The sequence below is a fragment of the Streptomyces sp. NPDC007189 genome (genome assembly GCF_040703635.1).
Lineage (GTDB): Bacteria > Actinomycetota > Actinomycetes > Streptomycetales > Streptomycetaceae > Streptomyces.
Map to the genome: position 1 here is coordinate 268,817 of NZ_JBEYEY010000005.1, position 22,129 is coordinate 290,945.

Annotated in this window: 14 protein-coding genes; 10 read left to right on the forward strand and 4 right to left on the reverse strand. The window is 69.4% G+C overall.

Annotation, left to right across the window (positions count from 1 at the left end; translation table 11 throughout):
• Positions 1-11 precede the first annotated feature (11 nt).
• Entirely contained in the window at positions 12-2,681 is a 2,670-nt protein-coding gene (locus tag AB0950_RS13175) for a SpoIIE family protein phosphatase (protein ID WP_360147881.1), read from the reverse strand.
• Between the two features lie 417 nt (positions 2,682-3,098).
• Positions 3,099-6,902: a GH92 family glycosyl hydrolase gene (locus tag AB0950_RS13180; protein WP_366778519.1), complete on the reverse strand. Its 3,804-nt coding sequence runs from the start codon at positions 6,900-6,902 to the stop codon at positions 3,099-3,101.
• Positions 6,903-7,244: 342 nt separating this feature from the next.
• Between AB0950_RS13180 and ngcE the strand changes: the two genes are divergently transcribed.
• The 9 genes from ngcE (at position 7,245) to AB0950_RS13225 (ending at position 19,343) form a co-directional block, all read left to right on the forward strand.
• Positions 7,245-8,690 (forward strand): N-acetylglucosamine/diacetylchitobiose ABC transporter substrate-binding protein, encoded by a 1,446-nt coding sequence (gene ngcE, locus AB0950_RS13185; protein ID WP_360147875.1) that lies wholly within the window; start codon positions 7,245-7,247, stop codon positions 8,688-8,690.
• Between the two features lie 123 nt (positions 8,691-8,813).
• On the forward strand, positions 8,814-9,749 hold the full coding sequence (locus tag AB0950_RS13190) for a sugar ABC transporter permease (protein WP_360147872.1): 936 nt from the start codon (positions 8,814-8,816) through the stop codon (positions 9,747-9,749).
• A 15-nt stretch (positions 9,750-9,764) separates the two neighbouring features.
• Entirely contained in the window at positions 9,765-10,685 is a 921-nt protein-coding gene (locus AB0950_RS13195) for a carbohydrate ABC transporter permease (protein WP_360147869.1), read from the forward strand.
• Between the two features lie 188 nt (positions 10,686-10,873).
• On the forward strand, positions 10,874-12,073 hold the full coding sequence (locus AB0950_RS13200) for an ROK family transcriptional regulator (protein WP_360147866.1): 1,200 nt from the start codon (positions 10,874-10,876) through the stop codon (positions 12,071-12,073).
• A gap of 133 nt (positions 12,074-12,206) precedes the next feature.
• On the forward strand, positions 12,207-13,307 hold the full coding sequence (locus AB0950_RS13205) for a substrate-binding domain-containing protein (RefSeq protein ID WP_360148543.1): 1,101 nt from the start codon (positions 12,207-12,209) through the stop codon (positions 13,305-13,307).
• A 185-nt stretch (positions 13,308-13,492) separates the two neighbouring features.
• A complete protein-coding gene (locus AB0950_RS13210) occupies positions 13,493-14,284 on the forward strand; it encodes an ATP-binding cassette domain-containing protein (protein ID WP_055706661.1) in 792 nt (263 codons plus the stop codon).
• Positions 14,281-15,573: a sugar ABC transporter permease gene (locus AB0950_RS13215; RefSeq protein WP_360147862.1), complete on the forward strand. Its 1,293-nt coding sequence runs from the start codon at positions 14,281-14,283 to the stop codon at positions 15,571-15,573. The genes AB0950_RS13210 and AB0950_RS13215 overlap by 4 nt, the downstream gene beginning before the upstream one ends.
• Before the next feature lie 129 nt (positions 15,574-15,702).
• Positions 15,703-17,667 (forward strand): 1-deoxy-D-xylulose-5-phosphate synthase, encoded by a 1,965-nt coding sequence (gene dxs, locus AB0950_RS13220; RefSeq protein WP_360147859.1) that lies wholly within the window; start codon positions 15,703-15,705, stop codon positions 17,665-17,667.
• Between the two features lie 155 nt (positions 17,668-17,822).
• Positions 17,823-19,343: an amino acid permease gene (locus AB0950_RS13225; RefSeq protein ID WP_360147856.1), complete on the forward strand. Its 1,521-nt coding sequence runs from the start codon at positions 17,823-17,825 to the stop codon at positions 19,341-19,343.
• A gap of 59 nt (positions 19,344-19,402) precedes the next feature.
• Here the strand turns inward: AB0950_RS13225 and AB0950_RS13230 are convergent, their stop codons facing one another.
• On the reverse strand, positions 19,403-19,801 hold the full coding sequence (locus tag AB0950_RS13230; RefSeq protein WP_366778520.1) for an NTP pyrophosphohydrolase: 399 nt from the start codon (positions 19,799-19,801) through the stop codon (positions 19,403-19,405).
• A gap of 38 nt (positions 19,802-19,839) precedes the next feature.
• The gene (locus AB0950_RS13235) at positions 19,840-20,838 is read right to left on the reverse strand and encodes a hypothetical protein (RefSeq protein WP_366778521.1); all 999 of its coding nucleotides are present in this window, start codon (positions 20,836-20,838) and stop codon (positions 19,840-19,842) included.
• 20 nt (positions 20,839-20,858) lie between these two features.
• On the opposite strand from AB0950_RS13235, the gene AB0950_RS13240 reads away from it, so the two are divergent.
• Positions 20,859-22,070, forward strand: coding sequence for a CapA family protein (locus tag AB0950_RS13240; protein WP_366778522.1), 1,212 nt, complete (start codon positions 20,859-20,861; stop codon positions 22,068-22,070).
• The last annotated feature ends 59 nt before the right edge of the window (positions 22,071-22,129 follow it).

Here is a 22,129-nt window from a genome sequence, read left to right on the forward strand (position 1 = left end):
CCTCCGCCGCGCTACGGCAGCTCCTGCTCCGCCCAGATCACCTTGCCCCGCGGGCTGTACCTGACCCCCCACCGCTCGGTCATCTGCGAGACCAGGAACAGCCCGCGGCCGCCCTCGTCGGTGGTCGCGGCGTACCGCAGATGCGGCGCGGTGTTGCTGCCGTCCGCCACCTCGCAGATCAGCGTGCGGTCGCGGATCAACCGCAGATGGATCGGCTCGGCACCGTGCCGGATGGCGTTGGTGACCAGCTCGCTCAGCACCAGTTCGGTGGCGAAGTCGAGTTCGGCGAGACCCCATTCCCCGAGCTTCTCGGACACCGCCACGCGCATGTCCGCCACGGCCGCCGGATCGGGCGGCACGTCCCAGTCGGCGACCTGGCCGGGGGACAGCGCCCGGGTGTGCGCGACCAGCAGCGCCACGTCGTCCGTGGCCCGTCCGGGCAGCAGCTCGTCCAGCACCCCCTGGCACATCTCGTCCGGCGACCGGCCGGCATGGCGCGCCAGCGCCTGCCGCAGCAGATCCATGCTCACGTCCAGGTCACGGGTGCGGTTCTCGATGAGCCCGTCGGTGTAGAGCACCAACCGGGTGCCCTCGGCCAGCTCCAGCTCGGCCGTCCGGAACGGCAGGCCCCCGATGCCCAGCGGAGGCCCGGCCGGCACGTCCGCGAAGGTGACGCTTCCGTCGGGGTGGACCAGGGCGGGCGCCAGGTGCCCCGCCCGCGCCATGGCACACCGGCGCGTCACCGGGTCGTAGATCGCGTACAGACAGGTGGCGCCGGCGATCTCCCGGGCCGCCTCCGGGCACGCCTCGTCCTGGTCGATGCGGCCGACCAGGTCGTCCAGATGGCTCAGCAGCTCGTCCGGCGGCAGGTCGAGGGTGGAGAAGTTGTGCACCGCCGTGCGCAGCCGTCCCATCGTGGCGGCGGCGTGCAGTCCGTGGCCGACCACGTCGCCGACGACCAGCGCCACCCGGCCCCCGGGCAGCGGGATCACGTCGAACCAGTCCCCGCTCACCCCGCTCTGCGCGGGCAGATAGCGGTAGCCGACGTCGAGGGCGCTCTGCTCGGGCAGCGCCCGCGGCAGCAGGCTGCGCTGCAGGGTGACCGCCAGCGCGTGCTCACGGGCGTAGCGGCGGGCGTTGTCGATGCTGACGGCGGCGCGCGCCACCAGCTCCTCCGCCAGCGACAGGTCCTCCTCGTCGAAGGGGTCACGCTTGGCCCGGTAGAAGTTGGCGATGCCGAGCACCGCACCGCGGGCCCGGATCGGGGCGGTGATCAGCGACTGGATGCCGTAGTCCAGGATCTCCCGGGTGCGCGGCGGGTCCTGCGCCCGCCAGTCCGGCGCGGCGGACAGGTCGGTCACCAGCTCCGAGTGACCGCTGCCGTAGCCCCGGGCCTGCGGCGTGGTCGGCAGGAAGTCGATCAGCCGGTCCTTCTCGTAGAGCGGGTGATCGTCCCGGATCCCCTGGACGGCGATGCGCCTGAGGTCCGTCGCGGTCGCGGCGGGCTCCTCGCCCTGCAGCACGGCGTCGGACAGGTCCACGGTGACGAAGTCGGCGAAACGCGGCACGGCGACCCGCGCCAGCTCGTCCGCGGTGTGGGCCACGTCGAGGGTGGTGCCCAGGCCCAGACCGGCGTCGTACAGCAGCGTGAGCCGCTCCCTGGCGTCCTCGGCGCGGCCGGACAGCGCCTGCAGCTCGGTGGTGTCGCGCAGGGTCACCACGGTCCCTCCGGGGCCTCCGGCGCGGTCCGTGGGCCGCTGGTTGACCGCCAGCAGCCGCTCCCCGGCGAACAGCACCTCGTCGCTGGCCTCGCGCCCGGACAGCAGCAGCTCCACCATGTCCGGTTTCAGGTCGGGCAGCTCGGACACCCGCTGTCCCTCGGCGTCGGCGGGCAGCGCCAGCAGCCGCCGGGCCTCGTCGTTGACCAGCAGCAGCCGCCCGTCGGCGCCGACGATGAGCACGCCTTCGCGCACCGCGTGCAGCACCGTGTCGTGGTGCTCGTACATCCGGGTCATCTCGTCCGGGGCCAGGCTGTGCGTCTGCCGCCGCAGCCGCCGGCTCATCAGGGCCGTGCCCCCGGTCGACACCACGAGCGCTCCGGCCCCGGCGCCCAGGATGATGGGCAGCTGCCGGTCCACGGCGTTGGTGATGTGCTTGACCTTCAGCCCGGCGGAGACCAGGGCGACCACCTTGCCGTGGGTGTCGCGGACCGGGACGGTCGCCTGCTCCTCGTGACCGAGCGGTCCATGGACGCTCTCCGTGTAGACCTTGCCGGCCAGCGACGGCCCGATCGTGCCCACGAACCGGTGCCCGATCTTGCTCGGCAGCGGGTGGGTGTAGCGGATGCCGTGCGTGTTCATGACGACGATGAAGTCGACGCCCGCCGACTTGCGCCCGGCCTCGGTGAGCGGCTGGAGGACCTTGGACGGCTGGGGCGTCCGCAGTGCCTGCAGCAGACCGGGGGAGTGCGCGAAGGTCTGGGCGACGGCTATGGAACGGCGTTCGGCCTCGGTGCCCGTGTCCCGTTCCGACTGCAGGACCAGGGCGAGAACGCCGCACAGGACGAGCGCCGCGACGAGAGCCACTTGCAGGACGAAGACCTGCCCGGCGACGCTTCGTGGGCTTTTGCCGATCACAGACCGCCAGGAGAGTCGCCTGGATCGGCCAGGGATGTCCGACATGCGGCCTTTGTAGCATTCGTTTTCATCGTGTGGCTACGGCCGTCCGCGGGCCGGACGTCCCCTCCGCCCCGGCGGAGGGGAATCACCGCTGGTCGGTGGGTGGCGGCGGGGACTGAGACATGGCACACATTCCGCGCCCGTATCCCGCCCGGGCTCTGGGCGGACCCGGTGTCCAGGCGCACCGGGTCCGCGAGCCGGGCGGGGGGGGTTCGGAAAACCCGCCCGGATGGTGCTGGATTGTGAAGTCGGACACAGTTGCCGACGCGGCTCGACGACAACGTTGTCCATGGCCGGTACATGACTCTATCGCGGCAACCGACAACGATGTCAACACACTTGGGTACGACGGGTGGGACACGACGACGAGCGGCCGCCCCCCCCCCGCAGGGGACGGCCGCTCGCACTCAGGGGTGCGCGTCAGGCCAGCAGCTCCACCTCCGCCAGCGTCGACTCGCCGTCCAGGACCAGCCGGTACTTCGTGTACCTGCCCGGCGCGGCGATGGTGAACGCCCGGGTCTGGCGGTCCCAGGTGAACGTTTCCCCGGAGCGGTGGTCCAGGGTCTGCCAGGTGGCGCCGTCCGTGGAGCCCTGGAGGGTCCAGCCGGTCGGCGCCTTCGTGTGGTCGGCCGACGAGGTCAGCGTGTACTGGACGGGCTTCACGGCCCGGTCCACCGGCAGGTCCACAGAGGTGACCGTGGCGTCCGTCGCCGAGGTGTCGTCGAACAGCGGGCCGTCGCCCTTCAGCACGTCCGACCGGGGCGCCGGCACCTTGTCGTCCTGGGTGATCGAGACCGGCGCCGCGTTCTTGCCCGTGCCCCAGGTGGACGGCCTGGACCCCATGGAGAACTCCAGCACCCCGCCCTTCGACAGCAGCGCGTGCGGCAACGACGTCGACGTCCAGGGCCGGCCATTGAAGGTGACACCCTGGACGTAGACGTTCCTGGCGCTGTTGCCGGGCGCCTTGACCACCAGATCATGGCCGTTCTCCAGGTGCACGGTGACCTTCTTGAACAGCGGGGAGCCGATGGCGTACTCGCCGCCGCCCATCACCAGCGGGTAGAAGCCGAGCGCGGAGAACAGGAACCAGCCCGACTGCTCGCCGTTGTCCTCGTCCCCGTGGTAGCCCTGCCCGATCTCGCTGCCGAGGTAGAGCCGGGAGAGGATCTCGCGGACCGCCGCCTGCGTCTTCCAGGGCTCGCCGGCCGCGTCGTACATGTACGCCACATGGTGCGCGACCTGGTTGGACTGCCCGAGCATGCCCATCCGGACGTCCCGCGCCTCCGTCATCTCGTGGATCACACCGCCGTAGGAGCCGACGAACTCCGGGGAGGCCGTCTCGGGGGTGGAGAAGAACGCGTCCAGCTTGTCGGCGAGCCCCTGCCGGCCGCCGTAGAGGTTGGCCAGGCCCCGGCTGTCCTGCGGGACGCTGAAGGCGTACCCCCAGCCGTTGGTCTCCGTGTAGTCGTACCCCCAGATCCGCGGGTCGTACGCCGAGGAGTCCACCCGCCAGCCGCCCCGGGCGTCGCGGCCCTGGAAGAAGCCCGCCTTGGAGTCGAACAGGTTCACATAGTCCCGGGCGCGGTTGAGGAAGTACTCCGACTCCTCCTGGTAGTGCTTCTCGCCCGTCTTCTTGTACAGGGCCTCGCCCATCCTCGCGATGCCGTAGTCGTTGACGTACCCCTCCATCGCCCAGGACAGGCCCTCGGGGGTGTCGGTGCTGGTGTAGCCGAGGAAGGGGGACGTGCTCATGCCCTTGCGGCCTACCCCCGACATCGGCGGGACGACGGTCGCGTTCTTCAGGGCCGCGTCATAGGCCGCCTTCGCGTCGAACTTCACGCCCTTCACATACGCGTCCGCGAACGCCACGTCCGAGGAGGTGCCGGTCATCAGGTCCGCGTAGCCGGGGGAGGACCAGCGGGACGTCCAGCCGCCGTCCTTGTACTGCTGCACGAACCCGTCCACCATCTCGCCCGCCTGAGAGGGCGTCAGGAACGAGTACGCCGGCCACGTCGTCCGGTAGGTGTCCCAGAAACCGTTGTTGACGTACACCTTGCCGTCCACGATCTTCGCGCCCGTGTGCGTCGGCGTGTCCTGGCTCGGCATGGGCGAGAAGGGGGAGGCGTACCGGTACGTGCCGTCGACCTTCTCGAAGCCCGAGTTCGGGTACAGGTACAGCCGGTACATGCTGGAGTACAAGGTGGTCAGCTGGTCCGGGGTCGCGCCCTCCACCTCGACCTTGCCGAGCAGCTTGTCCCAGACCTGCTGCGCCCGCGCCTTCACCGTGTCGAAGGAGGCGCCGTCCGGGATCTCCTGGCGCAGGTTGTCCTTCGCCTGGTCCACGCTGATCAGCGAGGTCGCCAGGCGCAGGGTCACCGTGCGGCTCGAACCCGCGTCGAAGCGCAGATAGCCCTTCACCCCGCTCGACCCGCCGTCCGTCACCGGCTTGTCGAACTCGCCGTACACGAACAGCCGGGTCGCACCGGCCGACAGGCCGGACTTCACGTCCGAGTAACCGGTGACGATCCCGTGGTCCTTGTCCAGGGTCAGCCCCGCCTGCTCGGTGACGTTGTCGAACAGCACGCTCGCGTCGTCGCCGGGGTAGGTGAAGCGCAGCATCGCCGCGTGGTCGGTCGGCGTCATCTCGGCCTTGAGACCGTTCTCGAAACGGACGCCGTAGTAGTACGGCCGCGCCGTCTCGTTCTCGTGCCGGAACGCCAGCGCGCGCGCCTCGCGGCCGGTGTCCGGGGTGCCGGACGCCACCGACGGCATCACCTGGAACGTCTGCCGGTCGCCCATCCACGGGCTCGGCTCATGGCTCGCGCTGAACGCCTGGATCGTGGGCAGGTTGTCGTCGTTGTTCGCGTGCGCGTACTCGTACAGCCAGCTCAGCGACGACGCGTTGGTCACCGGGGTCCAGAAGTTGAAGCCGTGCGGAAGGGCCGTCGCCGGGAAGTCGTTGCCGCGCGAGAAGCTGCCGCTGGAGTTGGTGCCGCGCGTCGTCAGCGCGTAGTCCGACAGGTGCGCCTTCGGCCGCTCGGGAGCAACCGGCTTCAGGGACACGTCGTCGATCCAGCCCCGGAACTTCGCCGGCCCGGCGGGGGAGTCGTACGCCACCAGGATCCGGTCGACCGTCTTGCCGGCCGCCACCGAACCGATCCGCGCCACCACGTTGTTCCACTGGTTCACGTACAGCGACTTCGCCTCGCCCTGCCCGCGCGGCGTGAGCGGGAACCCGTGCTGGTCCAGCGCGCCCAGACCGCTCAGATACGTGCCGTCGGTGAACGCAAGGTCCAGGGAGACGTTGGAGGCGTCGTAGTCCCGGTCCCCGTCGGCCATCTGCGGGAAGATCCGGTACGACAACTCCGTGTCGGCGCCGACCTTCACGTTCACGTCGAAGACCTTGTTGTACGAGTACGCCCGCCCGGCCGCCGTGTGCCGTCCCGCGTACCGCAGCGCCCGTTTCCCGGTGAACCCGACCCGGGCCTTGGCCGTCGGCGAGGCGGTCGGGCCCTTGTCCACCAGCGTCAGCATGTCCTGCGGCACCGGGCCGCCCCCGCCGCCGGTGGAGAACTGCACATCGGCGAGCTGCAGGATGCCCGAGGCGCCGTTGTTCTTCGTGACCTCCAGCCGGAAGTGCTGGTACTCGGCAGGCTGGTCCAGGTCGTAGGACTTGGTCTGGAAGCGCTCGGAGAAGGTCTCGCCCGAGCGGGTGTCGACCGTCTTCCAGTCCTTGCCGTCGGTGGAGCCGAGCAGCGTCCAGTCCCTCGGGTCGCGCTCGGCGTAGTCGTTGGCCGAGGTCAGCGCGTACGTCACCAGCTTTATGGGCTTGTCGAGGTCGAACTCCACCCAGCCCGTTGGCTCGAAGGTCAGCCACTTGGTGCCGGGCTCGCCGTCGGCCAGGTTCTCCTTCACCTCGCCCGCGCCGGCGTTCTCGCCGCTCGCCCGGACCTCGGTGACATGGTCGTTGACGTTGCCCGGTATGCCGGTGCTGTAGCCGCCGTCGACACCCGAGGCGCGCTTGGCGCCGTCCGGGCCGGTGTCGACGGTGTTCAGCCAGTCCGGCGCCGGATCACCCGTCTCGAACGACGATGCGAACTCCCGGTCCGCTGCCGGAGCCTTGGCCGGCAGGGCGACCGCCGCGCCCTGCGCGCCGACGGCCATGACAAAGGCGGCCGTGAGGACGACCGCCGGACCCCATCTGTGCCGCGTTCTCCGCTGCATCTACGGATTTCCCCTCCTGCGACCGCTTTGGACAACGTTGTCAACTTCGGTGCGCAGGAACCAGTAGGGCGTCAAGTGACCGGCGATGTCAAGGGTGTTGGCTGTGGCATTCAGGCACTTATGCGGCGAGTTTTTCTCGCAGGTGCTCCACAGGGGCCTCATATTTCCGCGAGGTCTCAACTCGGAAAAGACCCATAGCCAACCTTGCATTCGATCTTGCTCCGCTGGCGGGAAGTGGACTATACCTGTCGGCGTTTCCCGCACAACCCAGCACTACCCGACCGCGGTGCCGGGGAGGATCCGGTTCACCGCCTGAGTCCTGGAGAAAGCGAGGACTTGAGCATGGGATCCACTGCGCACCACGGTGGCGAGGGTGTCGGCCGCCGCGATCTGATCAAGCGTTCGGCCGCGCTCGGACTGGCGTCCGTGCCCGCCATGGGCCTGCTGTCCGCCTGCGCGAGCGGCGGCGGGGGCGGCGGCGGCTCGGACGAGGGCAACACGAAGGGGAAGTCGTCCAAGGACAACCCCTTCGGCGCCAAGAACGGCAGCAAACTCGATGTCGTCGTCTTCAAGGGCGGCTACGGCGACGACTACGCCAAGGCGTGGGAAGCCGACTTCAGCAAGAAGCTCGGCATCACCTCGACCCACACCGGCACCCAGGAGATCACCGGCAAGCTGCAGCCGCGCTTCAACGCCGGCAACCCGCCGGACATCGTGGACGACTCCGGCGCCCAGCAGATCAAGGTCGACGTCCTCTACAAGAACGGCTCGCTGCTCGACCTCTCCGAGGTCCTGGACGCGCCGTCGGTGGACGACCCGAGCAAGAAGGTCCGTGACACGCTGATCCCGGGCACCCTCGACCCGGGCGTCCAGGAGGGCAAGGTCGTCGCCCTCAACTACATCTACACGGTGTGGGGTCTGTGGTACTCCGGCAAGCTCTTCAAGCAGAAGGGCTGGGAGGCGCCGAAGACCTGGGACGACTTCCTCGCCATCTGCCAGGACGCCAAGAAGCAGGGCATCGGCGGCCTCGCCCACCAGGGCAAGTACCCGTACTACATCAACGTCGCCATCATGGACCTCATCGCCAAGAAGGGCGGCATCGACGCCGTCAAGGCGATCGACAACCTCGACCCGAAGGCGTTCGTCGGCTCCGACGCGGCCCAGGCGGGCGTCGAGGCGATCTACGAGGTCGTCGAGAAGGGCCTGTTGATGCCGGGCACCAACGGCCTGACCCACACCGAGTCGCAGACCCGGTGGAACCAGTACAAGGCCGCGTTCATCACCTGCGGCTCCTGGCTGGAGAACGAGCAGTTGAAGCAGACGCCGACCGACTTCGACATGAAGTTCCTGCCGATGCCGCTGCTGTCCGGCAGCAAGATGCCGTTCGAGGCGATCCGGGCCGGCTCCGGCGAGCCGTTCATCATCCCGGCGAAGGCGGCGAACCTGCCCGGCGCCAAGGAGTTCATGCGGCGGATGCTGTCCAAGGACTGGTCGACGCTGTTCGCCAAGGAGGCGAACTCCCTGACGATCCTGAAGGACGGGGTGGACCCGAGCGTGAAGCTGCGGCCGGGTACGCAGTCGACGGTGGAGGCCTCCAAGGCGGCCGGCTCGAACACGTTCCGGTATCTGTACCCCGACTGGTACAGCGAGATGGACACGGCGATCCAGAACGCGTCCAATGAGCTCATGGCGAAGCGGATTCAGCCGAAGGAATGGCTGAAGAGGTGTCAGGCGGCGGTGGACAAGCAGGCCAAGGACCCGGCGTCGAAGAAGAACCGGCACGCGTGATTTTCGCCTAGACGCCGTGGGGTGCGGGTGTATTGCGAGTACCGGTCGCGTTGTGGCTGGTCGCGCGGTTCCCCGCGCCCCTACGGTGTTGGCGCTCACCTGGATATCAAGGGCAGGAACGCCATGCGCAAAGGGCAGTACCGGTTCGTCGCGGGGTTTCTCCTCGTTCCCGTGGCGCTTTATCTGATCTTCGTGATCTGGCCGTACATCCAGACGTTCGGCTATTCACTGACCGACTGGAAGGGGCAGTCGCAGACCTTCGGTTTCGTCGGTCTGGACAACTACAAGGCGCTGTTCCACGACGATGTGTTCCTCGAGGCGATCTGGCACAACATCGAGTTCCTGGTCTTCATCCCGGTGATCACCATTCTGCTCGCCCTGTTCTTCGCCTTCATGCTGAACGCGGGCGGGCGCGGCAAGGCCGGCGGGGTGCAGGGCGTCGCGGGGGCGAAGTTCTACAAGATCGTCTACTTCTTCCCGCAGGTGCTGTCGCTGGCGATCCTCGCCGTGCTCTTCAACGCGGTGTACCGCAGTGACGGCGGCGGACTGCTCAACGGCGTCCTGATCAAGACCGGCCTGGTCGACGCCGACAACCCGGTGGAGTGGCTGAACGAGCCGCACCTGGTGCTCTGGGCGCTGATGGTCGCCGTCATCTGGCAGGGCGTGGGCTTCTACCTGGTGCTGTTCTCCGCCGCCATGCAGTCCATCCCGAAGGACATCTACGAGGCCGCCCTGATCGACGGCGCGAGCCGCAACCAGTCCTTCTTCCGCATCACCCTGCCGCTGCTGTGGGACACCGTGCAGACCGCCTGGGTCTACCTCGGCATCGTCGCCATGGACATGTTCGTCCTGGTGTCCTCCATGACCCAGAACATGGGCGCGTACGGCGGCGGCCCCGACCATCACAGCGATGTGATGTCGACGGTGATGATGCGGAACTTCCTGTACTACGGCAAGAGCGGCTACGCCTGCGCCATGGGCGTGGTCATGCTGCTGCTCACCCTGATCCTGTCCGTCGTCACGCTGCGCGCCACCCGCCGCGAGCGCATCGAGTTCTGAGCGGGAGTAGAGACGATGAGTGCACTCAAGGAGACCGCTCCCGCTCCGGCCGACGAGCCCGTGGCCAAGGCGCCCGTCCGGTCCGGCGACCGGCGCGGCGAGGGCGTGGTCCTGAACGTCTTCTCGCACGGCTTCCTCGCCGTGTGGGCGCTGCTGATCGTGCTGCCGCTGCTGTGGCTGGTGCTCAGCTCCTTCAAGACCGACGCCCAGATCGGCGGCTCGGCGTTCGGCTGGCCGCACGACTGGTCCTTCGACGTCTTCCGGCGGGCCTGGACCAAGGGCATCGGGGACTACTTCCTGAACACCGTGATCGTCCTGGTCTTCTCGGTGCCGCTGACCATGCTGTTCGGCTCGATGGCGGCGTACGTGCTGGCCCGGTACCAGTTCTGGGGCAACCGGCTGCTGTACTACTTCTTCGTCGCCGGCGCCATGTTCCCGGTGTTCCTGGCCCTCGTCCCGCTGTTCTTCATGGTCAAGCGGCTGGACATGCTGAACACCTACCAGGGCCTGATCCTGGTCTACATCGCCTACTCGATGCCGTTCACGGTGTTCTTCATGCACGCCTTCTTCCGGACCCTGCCCACGGCGGTCTTCGAGGCGGCGATCCTGGACGGCGCCTCGCACACCCGGACGTTCTTCCAGGTGATGCTGCCGATGGCCAAGCCGGGCCTGATCAGCGTGGGGATCTTCAACACTCTGGGCCAGTGGAACCAGTTCATCCTGCCCACGGTGCTCATGCAGCCGCAGAGCGGCTCCGACCCCGAGCGCTATGTGCTCACCCAGGGGCTGATCCAACTGCAGCAGCAGCAGGGATACGCCTCCGACCTGCCGGTTCTGTTCGCGGGTGTGACCATCGCGATGATCCCGATGCTGGTCGTCTACCTGTCCTTCCAGCGCCAGGTGCAGGCGGGTCTGACCTCGGCGACCCTGAAGTAGCGCCACGCTCGGCGACCGGCCGTGCGCACGCCGTCCCGGCCTTCGGGGCGGCGTGCGCACGCGTGTCCCGGGTACCCGGAAACGGCTCAACCTCTTGACGTGAGTCACCCCGAACGGCTCAGCTTAGAGTTCACTAGTTGGACATACGCGGGGCCTCGCCGAAGCGGCCCCGCGCTCAGGAGGTCGTCGTGGAGACTCCAGGGTCGCAGTCGTCGCTGCACCGAGCCAACCTGGAGCGGGTCGTACGGGCCGTTCGCCTGGCCGGGTCCCTCACGCAGGCGGAGATCGCGCGGACGACCGGTCTGTCGGCCGCGACCGTCTCCAACATCGTGCGGGAGCTGAAGGACGGCGGAACCGTCGAGGTCACGCCCACGTCGGCGGGCGGGCGGCGGGCCCGCAGCGTCAGCTTGAGCGGGGACGCCGGGATCGTGATCGGCGTCGACTTCGGGCACACCCATCTGCGCGTCGCGATCGGGAACCTCGCCCACCAGGTGCTGGCCGAGGAGGCAGAGCCGCTCGACGTCGACGCCTCCGCCGACCAGGGCTTCGACCGGGCGGAGGAGCTGGTCAGCCGCCTGATCGCGGCGACCGGCGTGAACCGGTCCAAGGTGGCCGGCGTGGGGCTCGGCGTGCCGGGCCCGATCGACGTGGAGTCGGGCACGCTGGGGTCCACGGCGATCCTGCCCGGCTGGGGCGGCACCAAGCCCGCCGAGGAGATGCGCGAGCGGCTCGGCGTGCCGGTGCACGTGGACAACGACGCCAACCTCGGCGCCCTCGGCGAGCTGGTCTGGGGCAGCGGGAAGGGCGTGCGGGACCTCGCGTACATCAAGGTGGCGAGCGGTGTCGGCGCCGGTCTGGTGATCGACGGCAAGATCTACCGCGGCCCGGGCGGCACGGCCGGTGAAATCGGACATATTACACTCGATGAGTCCGGCCCGGTCTGCCGTTGCGGGAACCGCGGCTGCCTGGAGACGTTCGCGGCCGCGCGCTATGTGCTCCCGCTGCTCCAGCCCAGTCACGGCCCCGACCTGACCATGGAAGGCATCGTGCGGCTGGCCAGGGACGGAGACCCGGGCTGCCGTCGGGTGATCGCCGACGTCGGCCGCCACATCGGCAGTGGGGTGGCCAATCTCTGCAATCTGCTGAACCCGAGCCGGGTGGTGCTCGGCGGTGATCTCGCCGAGGCCGGTGAGCTGGTGCTCGGGCCGATCAGGGAGTCCGTCGGCCGCTACGCCATTCCCAGTGCGGCGCGTCAACTGTCCGTTCTCCCGGGGGCACTTGGCGGCCGTGCCGAGGTGCTCGGAGCGCTCGCCCTCGCCCTCAGCGAGATGGGTGATTCGACTCTTTTGGACGGGTCGCTGCCGATGGCGGCCCCTGCCTTCACTTAGAAAACGGATGGCACCGTTGCCATCTCGTTAAGGATTTACTTCTTGACGTCGCACGTGTGGCCGAGTTGACTTCCAGCCACCTCGGCCGCAACGACGCGGCCTCGTCAGGGAGGTTTCTGAAGTGAACACGCGTATGCGTCGTGCGGCCTTCGCCGTTGCTGCTGGTGCCATGGCCGTCTCTCTCGCCGCCTGTGGCAGCGCCAAGGAGTCCGGTGGCGGCTCCTCCAAGTCTTCCAGCCCCAAGAAGGGCGACGCCATCACGGTCGGCCTGCTCCTGCCGGAGAACCAGACCGCCCGTTACGAGAAGTTCGACAAGCCCTTGATCGAGAAGAAGGTCAAGGAGCTCACGAACGGCAAGGGCAAGATCGTCTACGCCAACGCCAAGCAGGACGCCAGCCTGCAGAACCAGCAGGTCGACACCATGGTCACCAACAAGGTGGACGTCCTGATCGTGGACGCGGTGGACGCCGCGGCCATCAAGAACTCGGTCCAGAAGGCGAAGGACGCCGGCATCCCGGTCGTCGCCTACGACCGCCTGGCGCAGGGCCCGATCGACGCGTACACGTCCTTCGACAACGAGACGGTCGGCAAGACCCAGGGCGAGGCCCTGCTGAAGGCCCTGGGCTCCAAGGCCAAGTCGGGCAAGATCGTCATGATGAACGGCTCCTCCACCGACCCGAACGCCGCGCAGTTCAAGAAGGGCGCCCACGAGGTGCTCGACGGCAAGGTGAACGTCGGCAAGGAGTACGACACCAAGGAGTGGAAGCCGGAGAACGCCAACTCCAACATGGAGGGCGCCATTTCCGCTCTGGGCAAGAAGAACATCATCGGCGTCTACTCCGCCAACGACGGCATGGCCGGCGGTATCATCACCGCCCTCAAGGCCGCCGGCATCTCCAACATCCCGGTCACCGGCCAGGACGCGGAGCTCGCGGGTGTCCAGCGCATCGTCGCCGGTGAGCAGTACATGAGCGTCTACAAGCCGTACGCTCCCGAGGCCGCCGCCGCCGCCGAGATGGCCGTGGACCTCGCCCAGGGCAAGTCGCTCGACTCCGTCGCCAAGGACAAGGTCGACAGCCCGACCACCAAGCAGGTGCCCTCGGTCCTGGTGCCCGTCACCGCGCTGACCAAGGACAACATCAAGGACACCGTCATCAAGGACGGCGTCTACACGGTCGCCGACATCTGCACCTCGCAGTACAAGGCCGCCTGCGACAAGATCGGCCTGAAGTAAGCAGCCGCACGAGCCTTTCCCTCCGGGAGAATTCACTCCTGAATCTCCCCCCGGTGGGAAAGGCGCCCACAAGCTCCTCCGGCGCCCACGCACACAAACAGCCCCGCAAGCTCGGTGCGGGGCGCCGGACGGATCTACCCCCCAAACTTCTGCACAACCTCCCGCCGGGTCAGGCGGCGAAGGAGATGGTTCACGTGTCCGCTACGCCCGTGCTGGCGTTGCGCGGGGTCTCCAAGCGGTTCGGTGCCGTTCAGGCGCTCACCGACGTAGAGCTTGAGGTCCACGCCGGTGAGGTGGTCGCCCTGGTGGGCGACAACGGTGCCGGAAAGTCCACGCTGGTCAAGACGATCGCCGGCGTGCACCCCATCGATGAGGGCGTCATCGAATGGGACGGCAAGGCCGTCCAGGTCAACAAGCCGCACGACGCCCAGAACCTGGGCATCGCGACGGTGTACCAGGACCTCGCGCTGTGCGACAACATCGACGTCGTCGGCAACCTGTTCCTCGGCCGGGAGATCCGCCGCCGCGGTGTGCTGGACGAGGTCGAGATGGAGCGCCGCTCGCGCGAGCTGCTGGACCAGCTCTCCATCCGCATCCCCAGCGTCCGCATCCCGATCGCCTCGCTCTCCGGCGGCCAGCGCCAGGTCGTGGCCATCGCCCGCTCCATGCTCGGCGAGCCCAAGCTGGTCATCCTCGACGAGCCCACCGCCGCGCTCGGCGTCGAGCAGACCGCCCAGGTCCTCGACCTGGTGGAGAGGCTGCGGGAGCGCGGTCACGCCGTGATCCTCATCAGCCACAACATGGCCGACGTCAAGGCCGTCGCCGACAAGGTGGCCGTCCTGCGTCTGGGCAAGAACAACGGCGTCTTCGAGGTCAAGTCGACCTCGCAGGAAGAGATCATCTCCGCCATCACCGGCGCCACGGACAACGCCGTGACCCGTCGTGCGGCGCGCAGCAATGGGGAGATCAAGAAGTGAGCATCGACAAGACCTCCACGCCCCCCGAGGACACACCCGTGGAGAACCCCGAGGCAGCACGCGGCTCCGACGTCGCTGTCGACCCCCGTCTGCTGGTGCGTGAGCAGGGCCTCGCGGGCTACGTCACCGAGTTCAAGCGCAAGATGAAGGCCGGCGACCTCGGCTCCATCCCGGTCGTCATCGGCCTGGCGATCATCTGGATCATCTTCCAGAGCCTGAACTCCAACTTCCTCACCGCGGGCAACCTCTCCGACATCTCCGTCGCCATGGTCGGCACGGGCATGATCGCCGTCGGCATCGTGTTCGTGCTGCTGCTCGGCGAGATCGACCTGTCGGTCGGTTCGCTCTCCGGTGTCGCGGGTGCCACCTTCGCGGTGCTCAACGTCACCCACGGCATGAACGAGATCCTGGCACTGGTGCTGTCGATCCTCACCGGGACGGTCGCGGGCGCGCTGCAGGGCTTCTTCTTCGCGAAGATCGGCGTGCCGGCGTTCGCGGTCACCCTGGCCGGTCTGCTGTTCTGGAACGGCCTCATGCTCAAGATCCTCGGCGACAACGGCACGATCAACCTGAACGACACCGGTCTCGTCGCCAAGCTCACCAGCTACTACTTCTCCGACGTGGCCGCCGCCTACGGTCTGGCCATCGCGGTGACGGTGCTGTTCTTCCTCAGCTCCTACTTCGGCAACAAGCGCCGCGAGGCCGCTGGCGTGCCGTCCCGCCCGCTGAGCGAGACCGTCCTGCGCACCGTGCTGCTGGCCGTCGTGGCCTTCGCCGCCGCGATCGTCTTCAACCAGTACAAGGGCCTGCCGCTGGCCGTGGTGATCTTCGTCGCCGTGCTGTTCATCACGGACTTCGCGCTGCGCCGCACCTCCTACGGCCGCAAGGTCTTCGCGCTCGGCGGCAGCGTCGAGGCGTCCCGCCGTGCCGGCATCAACGTGGACATGGTCCGCATCTCGGTGTTCGCCATCTCCGGTACGTTCGCGGCGATCGGCGGTCTGTTCATCGCCTCCAAGATCGCGTCCGCCAACCAGGGCGCCGGTGGCGGTGACCTGCTGATGAACGCGATCGCGGCGGCCGTGATCGGTGGCACGTCCCTCTTCGGCGGGCGTGGCCGCACCTGGAACGCGCTCCTCGGTGTGCTGGTGATCGTCTCGATCCAGTACGGCCTCGCGCTGCAGGGCATCGCCTCGCCGGTGCAGTACATGATCACCGGCGGTGTTCTGCTCGCCACAGTGGTCATCGACGCGGTGACCCGCAAGACGCAGAAGAGCGCTGGTCGCGCGTAGCGGCCCCGGATGGACGACAGCGCCCGGCACGGGAAACGTGCCGGGCGCTGTCGTGTCGGGCAAAGCATGAACATTAGACTCGGGCGAGCCCGGCGAAAGCTCGATCAGCTCTATTGCAAGGAGGCACGGGTGCCGCTGCTGACCCGCATCAGGGGACCGCGCGATCTGGACCGGCTCAGCCTGGAGGAGCTGGACCAGCTGGCGGAGGAGATCCGGACCTTCCTCGTCCAGGAGGTCTCCAAGACCGGCGGGCACCTGGGCCCCAACCTCGGCGTGGTGGAGCTGACCATCGCCCTGCACCGGGTCTTCGACTCTCCGAAGGACAAGGTGCTCTGGGACACCGGCCACCAGTCCTACGTGCACAAGCTGCTCACGGGCCGGCAGGACTTCTCCCGGCTGAAGATGAAGGGCGGCCTGTCCGGCTACCCCTCGCAGGCCGAGTCCGAGCACGACGTCATCGAGAACAGCCACGCCTCCACGGTGCTCGGCTGGGCGGACGGCATCGCCAAGGCCAACCAGCTGAAGAAGCGCGACAGCCACGTCGTCGCCGTCATCGGTGACGGCGCCCTCACCGGCGGCATGGCCTGGGAGGCCCTCAACAACATCGCCGACGCCAAGGACCGCCCCCTGGTCATCGTCGTCAACGACAACGAGCGGTCGTACGCGCCCACCATCGGCGGTCTCGCCAACCACCTGGCCACCCTGCGGACGACCGACGGCTACGAGCGGTTCCTCGCCCGCACGAAGGAGCTGCTGGAGCGCACGCCCGTCGTCGGCAGGCCGCTCTACGAGACCCTGCACGGGGCGAAGAAGGGGTTCAAGGACTTCATCGCCCCGCAGGGCATGTTCGAGGACCTGGGCCTGAAGTACGTCGGCCCGATCGACGGTCACGACATCGAGGCGCTGGAGTCGGCGCTGGCGCGGGCCAAGCGGTTCGGCGGGCCGGTCATCGTGCACTGCCTCACCGAGAAGGGCCGCGGCTACCAGCCCGCCCTGCAGGACGAGGCCGACCGCTTCCACGCCGTCGGCAAGATCCACCCGGACACCGGCCTGCCGATCGCCAGCTCGGGCGCCGACTGGACCTCCGTCTTCGGGGACGAGATGGTCAGGCTCGGCGAGGAGCGCGAGGACGTCGTCGCCATCACGGCGGCCATGCTCCAGCCCGTCGGCCTGGACAAGTTCGCCAAGCGCTTCCCCGAACGGGTGTACGACGTCGGCATCGCCGAGCAGCACGGCGCCGTCTCCGCCGCGGGCCTCGCGTACGCCGGGCTGCACCCGGTCTTCGCGGTGTACGCCACCTTCCTCAACCGCGCCTTCGACCAGGTCCTCATGGACGTGGCCCTGCACCGGTGCGGGGTGACCTTCGTGCTGGACCGGGCCGGCGTCACCGGCACCGACGGCGCCTCCCACAACGGCATGTGGGACATGTCCATCCTCCAGGTCGTGCCGGGCCTCAGGCTCGCCGCGCCGCGCGACGCCGAGCAGGTGCGGGCCCAGCTGCGGGAGGCCGTCGCCGTCGACGACGCGCCGACCGTGGTGCGCTTCTCCAAGGGCGCCGTCGGCCCCGCCGTACCGGCCGTGGGCCGCGTCGGCGGCATGGACGTGCTGCGGGAGCCCGGCGCCGACCGGCCGGACGTGCTGCTGGTCTCCGTGGGCGCCCTTGCCCCGATGTGCCTGGAGATCGCCGGCCTGCTCGACAAGCAGGGCATCTCCACCACCGTCGTCGACCCGCGCTGGGTCAAGCCCGTCGACGAGGCCATGGCCCCGCTCGCCGAGCGGCACCGGGTCGTCGTCACCGTCGAGGACAACAGCCGCGTCGGCGGCGTCGGCTCCGCGGTCGCCCAGGCCCTGCGCGACGCCGGGGTGGACGTGCCGCTGCGCGACTTCGGCATCCCGCCGCGCTTCCTCGACCACGCCTCCCGCGCCGAGGTCCTCGCCGAGATCGGCCTGACCGCCCCGGACATCGCCCGCCAGGTCACCGGACTGGTCGCCAAGCTGGACGGCATCCCCCACTCCCGGCTCCGCCCCAGCGAGGGGACCTCCGCCGACCGTACGGCCGCCGAGGTGGACTCGGTCGAGCCCGCGCGCGACTGACCCGGGAACGCGCCCCTCACGGGCCGGTCCCGCCACTCCTTGCGGTGGCGGAACCGGCCCGCTTGCGTGAACCTGCCAGTGCCGGGGCATACGCATCCCGACCCTCTCGATCATGACGGGCCAGGGCGTGGCCCCCGAGCGTGGGAGGTAGGTACGTGAGCAGCGCGCTGTTCAGGACGAAGAACGTCGAGCAGTCCATCCAGGACACCGAGGAACCGGAGCATTCGCTCAAGAAATCCCTTTCCGCGCTCGACCTGACCGTCTTCGGCGTCGGCGTCATCATCGGCACCGGCATCTTCGTCCTCACCGGACAGGTCGCCAAGAACAACGCCGGCCCGGCGGTGGCCCTGGCCTTCGTGGTGGCCGGCGTGGTCTGCGCGCTCGCCGCCCTCTGCTACGCCGAGTTCGCGTCCACGGTCCCCGTGGCCGGCTCGGCGTACACGTTCAGCTACGCCTCCCTGGGCGAGCTGCCCGCCTGGATCATCGGCTGGGACCTGGTGCTGGAGTTCGCGCTCGGGACGGCGGTGGTGGCGGTCGGCTGGTCGGGTTACATCCGCTCCCTGCTGGACAACATCGGATGGCATCTGCCGGACTACCTGGCCAGCCGGGACACCGCCTCCGGCTTCGGCTTCGACATCCTCGCCGCCGCCCTGGTGCTGGTGCTCACCGGTATCCTCGTCCTCGGCATGAAGCTGTCGGCGCGGATCACCTCGCTGGTGGTGGCCATCAAGGTGGTCGTCGTCCTCATCGTGATCGTCGCCGGCGCCTTCTTCATCGACTCCGCCAACTACACGCCGTTCGTCCCGCACCCCCAGCCGGTGCCGGCGGGCGGGAACCTGAAGGCCCCGCTGATCCAGCTGATCTTCGGCTGGGCGCCCGCCAACTTCGGCGTGATGGGCATCTTCACCGCCGCCTCGGTGGTGTTCTTCGCGTTCATCGGCTTCGACATCGTCGCCACGGCCGCCGAGGAGACCCGCAACCCGCAGCGGGACATGCCGCGCGGCATCCTCGGCTCCCTGTTCGTCTGCACCGTGCTGTACGTCGCCGTCTCCATCGTCGTCACCGGCATGGAGAAGTACTCCAAGCTGTCCGTGGAGGCGCCGCTCGCCGACGCCTTCAAGTCCATCGGGCACCCCTGGTACGCGGGTGTCATCAGCTTCGGCGCCGCCGTCGGCCTGACCACGGTGTGCATGATCCTGCTGCTCGGCCAGACCCGGGTGTTCTTCGCGATGAGCCGCGACGGGCTGCTGCCGCGCTTCTTCTCCCGGGTCCACCCGCGCTTCCGCACCCCGCACCGGCCGACCATCCTGCTGGGCGTGATCATCGCGATCGTCGCCGGCTTCACCAGCCTGAGCGAGCTGGCCGAGCTGGTGAACATCGGCACGCTCTTCGCGTTCGTCGTCGTCGCGATCAGCGTGATCATCCTGCGCCGGACCCGCCCGGACCTGCCGCGCGCCTTCCGCACCCCGTGGGTGCCGGTCATCCCGGTCCTGTCGGTGTGCGCCTCGCTGTGGCTGATGCTCAACCTGCCGGCCGAGACCTGGCTGCGGTTCGCGATCTGGATGGTGATCGGTTTCGTCGTCTACTTCCTCTACGGCCGCACGCACAGCCGGCTGGCCCCGGGAGTGCGGGCCCCCGCCGATGAGCCCCGGCCGTCCCCCGGAAACACCCCGTGACCGCCCGCACCGGGCGGCTGCGAGTCTGGTCCGGTTGAATCCAAGGGCCCGTCCCGCTCTCAGCCCAGTACCGTGCGCGGCCCGGTGACCTCGGTCCCGTGTTCCCGGACCCGGCGGCGCAGCTCCCGGTCGGCCGTGACGACGAGGCACGGGCGGTCGCCGGCCGCCGCCGCGAGGTCCACGATGCGGTCGTCGCCGCTGCCGGGCGCGTCCTCGACGCGCACCCCGGGCACCGAGGCCACACCCCGGGCCGCGCCCTCCACCACCAGGACCAGTTCCAGCGGACCGGGCAGGCCGGCCACGCCGGTCAGGGCGAGCGGCGCCAGCCGGTCGCGCAGCCGTTCGGCGGCGCCCCGGCGGTCCCGCCACCAGCCGTCGGGCACCGAGCCCACGACGTTCGCGCCGTCGACGACGAGCAGGGGCAGGGGCTCGCGCCCGGCGACCGAGGGATCCGTCATAGCGGTAGCAGCCTTGCTCTTCCGTGCTCCTGGAGGGCTCAGTCTGTCACGGGTCCCGTGGATGCGGGCCGCGCCGGTTCCCCGGCCCACCGGCCCGTGACCGCGGCGATCGCGGCCGCCGCCCGCTCGGCCGGCCCGCCGCCGGCGCGTACCTCGGGGGAGAACTCGACGTGCAGGAACGGCACATGGTCGGCGTCGGCCACCTTGCCCTGCATGTTCGTGCGGCCCTCCAGCGGACAGGACCGCGCCCAGGCCCGGCACACCCGGAACCCCCGGCCGCGCAGGGCGTCGGCCAGCTCGCGCCCGTCCTGCCGGCCCGCCGACCCGGCGCCGGTGGAGGCGACCACGTCGTAGCCGGGCACGGCGGAGGCGGCGAAGCCGTGCAGCTGGACGCCGGGCATCCCGCGCCGGGCCAGCTCGGCGCAGACGGCGTGGAAGACGGTGTCCGTGCGGTGCGCCACGTCCGCGGAGTTGCCGGCTCCCGCTTTGCGGTGTGCCCCCGCGATCACCAGGACCCCGCCGGGCGAGCCGCGCAGCACCCGCACGCCCAGCTGCTCGGTGCCCAGGTCGAAGCCGGGGTGCGGGACCTGCACCGACCAGCTCGGGCGGTGGTCCAGGTCGAGGTAGACCCGGCCCCAGCCGCGCGGCGCCACCGCGGAGTCGGTGCGGTCGGCCACCTCGGCGTAGCGGCGGCCGGTGGGCCGGTCGACGATCGTGCGCACGGTGAAGTCCCGTGCCGCGAGCCGTCGTTCCGCTGGTGCGCGCTGTCCGTCGAGCAGCAGGCCGATCGCCGCCGCGATGTCCTCGCGGTCGGCCCGGCCGGGCGGCAGATACCCGTGTCCGGGGCCGAACCGGCTCGTGTAGTCCGCCACCTCCCGCGCCAGGTCGACCCGCGCGGCCCCCTTCGCAGCGGGCCGGCCGGCGTCATGCGCGTCGCCGCCCCCGGCCCGGAGCCGGCTGGTGAGGCCGACGGCGACAGAGGCGATGACCAGCAGAAGTGCTGCGATCGTTATGGTGCGTGAGCGAGGGGCTCTCATGGTTGTATCAAGATATCCCGGTGAACAGACCTAGCCGGACCCTGCTGTCCCTGCTGACCCCGCTCTCCCTGCTCGCCGCCGTCTCCGGCTGCGGCCTCCTCTCCGACGACGCCCAGGGCGGCGGGCGCTCCTTCACCGTCGCGGCCGCCGGGGACATCCTGATGCACCCCGAACTGGTCGACCAGGCGCGCAAGGACGCGAAGCGCACCGGCAAGGGCGTGGACGGCATGGACTTCGGGCCCATGATGGCCGGCATCAAGCCGCTGATCAGCAAGGCGGACCTGGCGATCTGCCACTTCGAGCCGGTGATGGGCCCGGCACGGGGCCCGTTCGCGGGCTTCCCCGACTTCCAGGTGCCGCCGCAGCAGGCGAAGACCATCAAGGACATCGGCTACGACACCTGTTCCACCGCCTCCAACCACACCCTCGACCACGGCTACGACGGCGTGAAGCGCACCCTGGACGCCCTGGACGCCGCCGGTCTGAAGCACACCGGCTCCGCCCGCACCGAGAAGGAGGCGGACACCCCGCTGATCATGGACGTCAAGGGCGTCAAGGTCGCGCAGCTCTCCTACGCGTACGGCTTCAACGAGCCGCACAAGCTGCCGAAGGACAAGCCCTGGCTGGCCAACCTCCAGGACCTCGGCCGGATCAAGGCCGCCGAGCAGCGGGCCCGCAAGGCGGGCGCCGAGGTGGTGATCCTCTCCCTGCACTGGGGCCGCGAGCACCACCCGGAACCGTCGGCCGCACAGATCTCCTTCGCCCGGCAGATCGCCCGGAACACCGGCATCAACCTGGTCGTCGGCCACCACGCGCACGTCGTCGAGCCGCTGGAGAAGGTCGACGGGACCTGGATCTCCTACGGGCTCGGCAACCAGATCGCCCGGCACGAGGTGCCCACCGGTCTGACCGAGGAGGGCGTGATCGCCTGGTTCACCTTCACCGAACACGGCAAGGGCCACTGGGACGTCCAGCCGCGCTTCGAGCCGACGCTGCTGACGATCCCGCCGGACGCCGAGAACGTCCGCGACGGAGGCACCGCCGACCGCACCGGCGACGACGCGAAGGACTACCGGCTGCTGGACGTGCCGGCCGCGCTCCGCGACGACCACGGCCTCACCGACGCCCAGCGGGCCCGGCTGCGGCTGGCCTTCGAGCGCACCGAGGGCACCCTGCTCAACCGCGGCGCGGGCGCCGACGGACTCAAGCCGCTCACCCCGCTGCCCGCATAGCCGCCGTACCGGTCCCGAACTGCACGGCATTTGTCCTTCCTTGTCCGGATGCTGCGCGA

Coding starts and splice junctions, on each gene's coding strand:
- AB0950_RS13175 (WP_360147881.1), bottom strand. CDS start 2,681: ATGTCGGACATCCCTGGCCGATCCAGGCGACTCTCCTGGCGGTCTGTG.
- AB0950_RS13180 (WP_366778519.1), bottom strand. CDS start 6,902: ATGCAGCGGAGAACGCGGCACAGATGGGGTCCGGCGGTCGTCCTCACG.
- ngcE (WP_360147875.1), top strand. CDS start 7,245: ATGGGATCCACTGCGCACCACGGTGGCGAGGGTGTCGGCCGCCGCGAT.
- AB0950_RS13190 (WP_360147872.1), top strand. CDS start 8,814: ATGCGCAAAGGGCAGTACCGGTTCGTCGCGGGGTTTCTCCTCGTTCCC.
- AB0950_RS13195 (WP_360147869.1), top strand. CDS start 9,765: ATGAGTGCACTCAAGGAGACCGCTCCCGCTCCGGCCGACGAGCCCGTG.
- AB0950_RS13205 (WP_360148543.1), top strand. CDS start 12,207: ATGCGTCGTGCGGCCTTCGCCGTTGCTGCTGGTGCCATGGCCGTCTCT.
- AB0950_RS13210 (WP_055706661.1), top strand. CDS start 13,493: ATGGTTCACGTGTCCGCTACGCCCGTGCTGGCGTTGCGCGGGGTCTCC.
- AB0950_RS13230 (WP_366778520.1), bottom strand. CDS start 19,801: ATGACGGATCCCTCGGTCGCCGGGCGCGAGCCCCTGCCCCTGCTCGTC.
- AB0950_RS13235 (WP_366778521.1), bottom strand. CDS start 20,838: ATGAGAGCCCCTCGCTCACGCACCATAACGATCGCAGCACTTCTGCTG.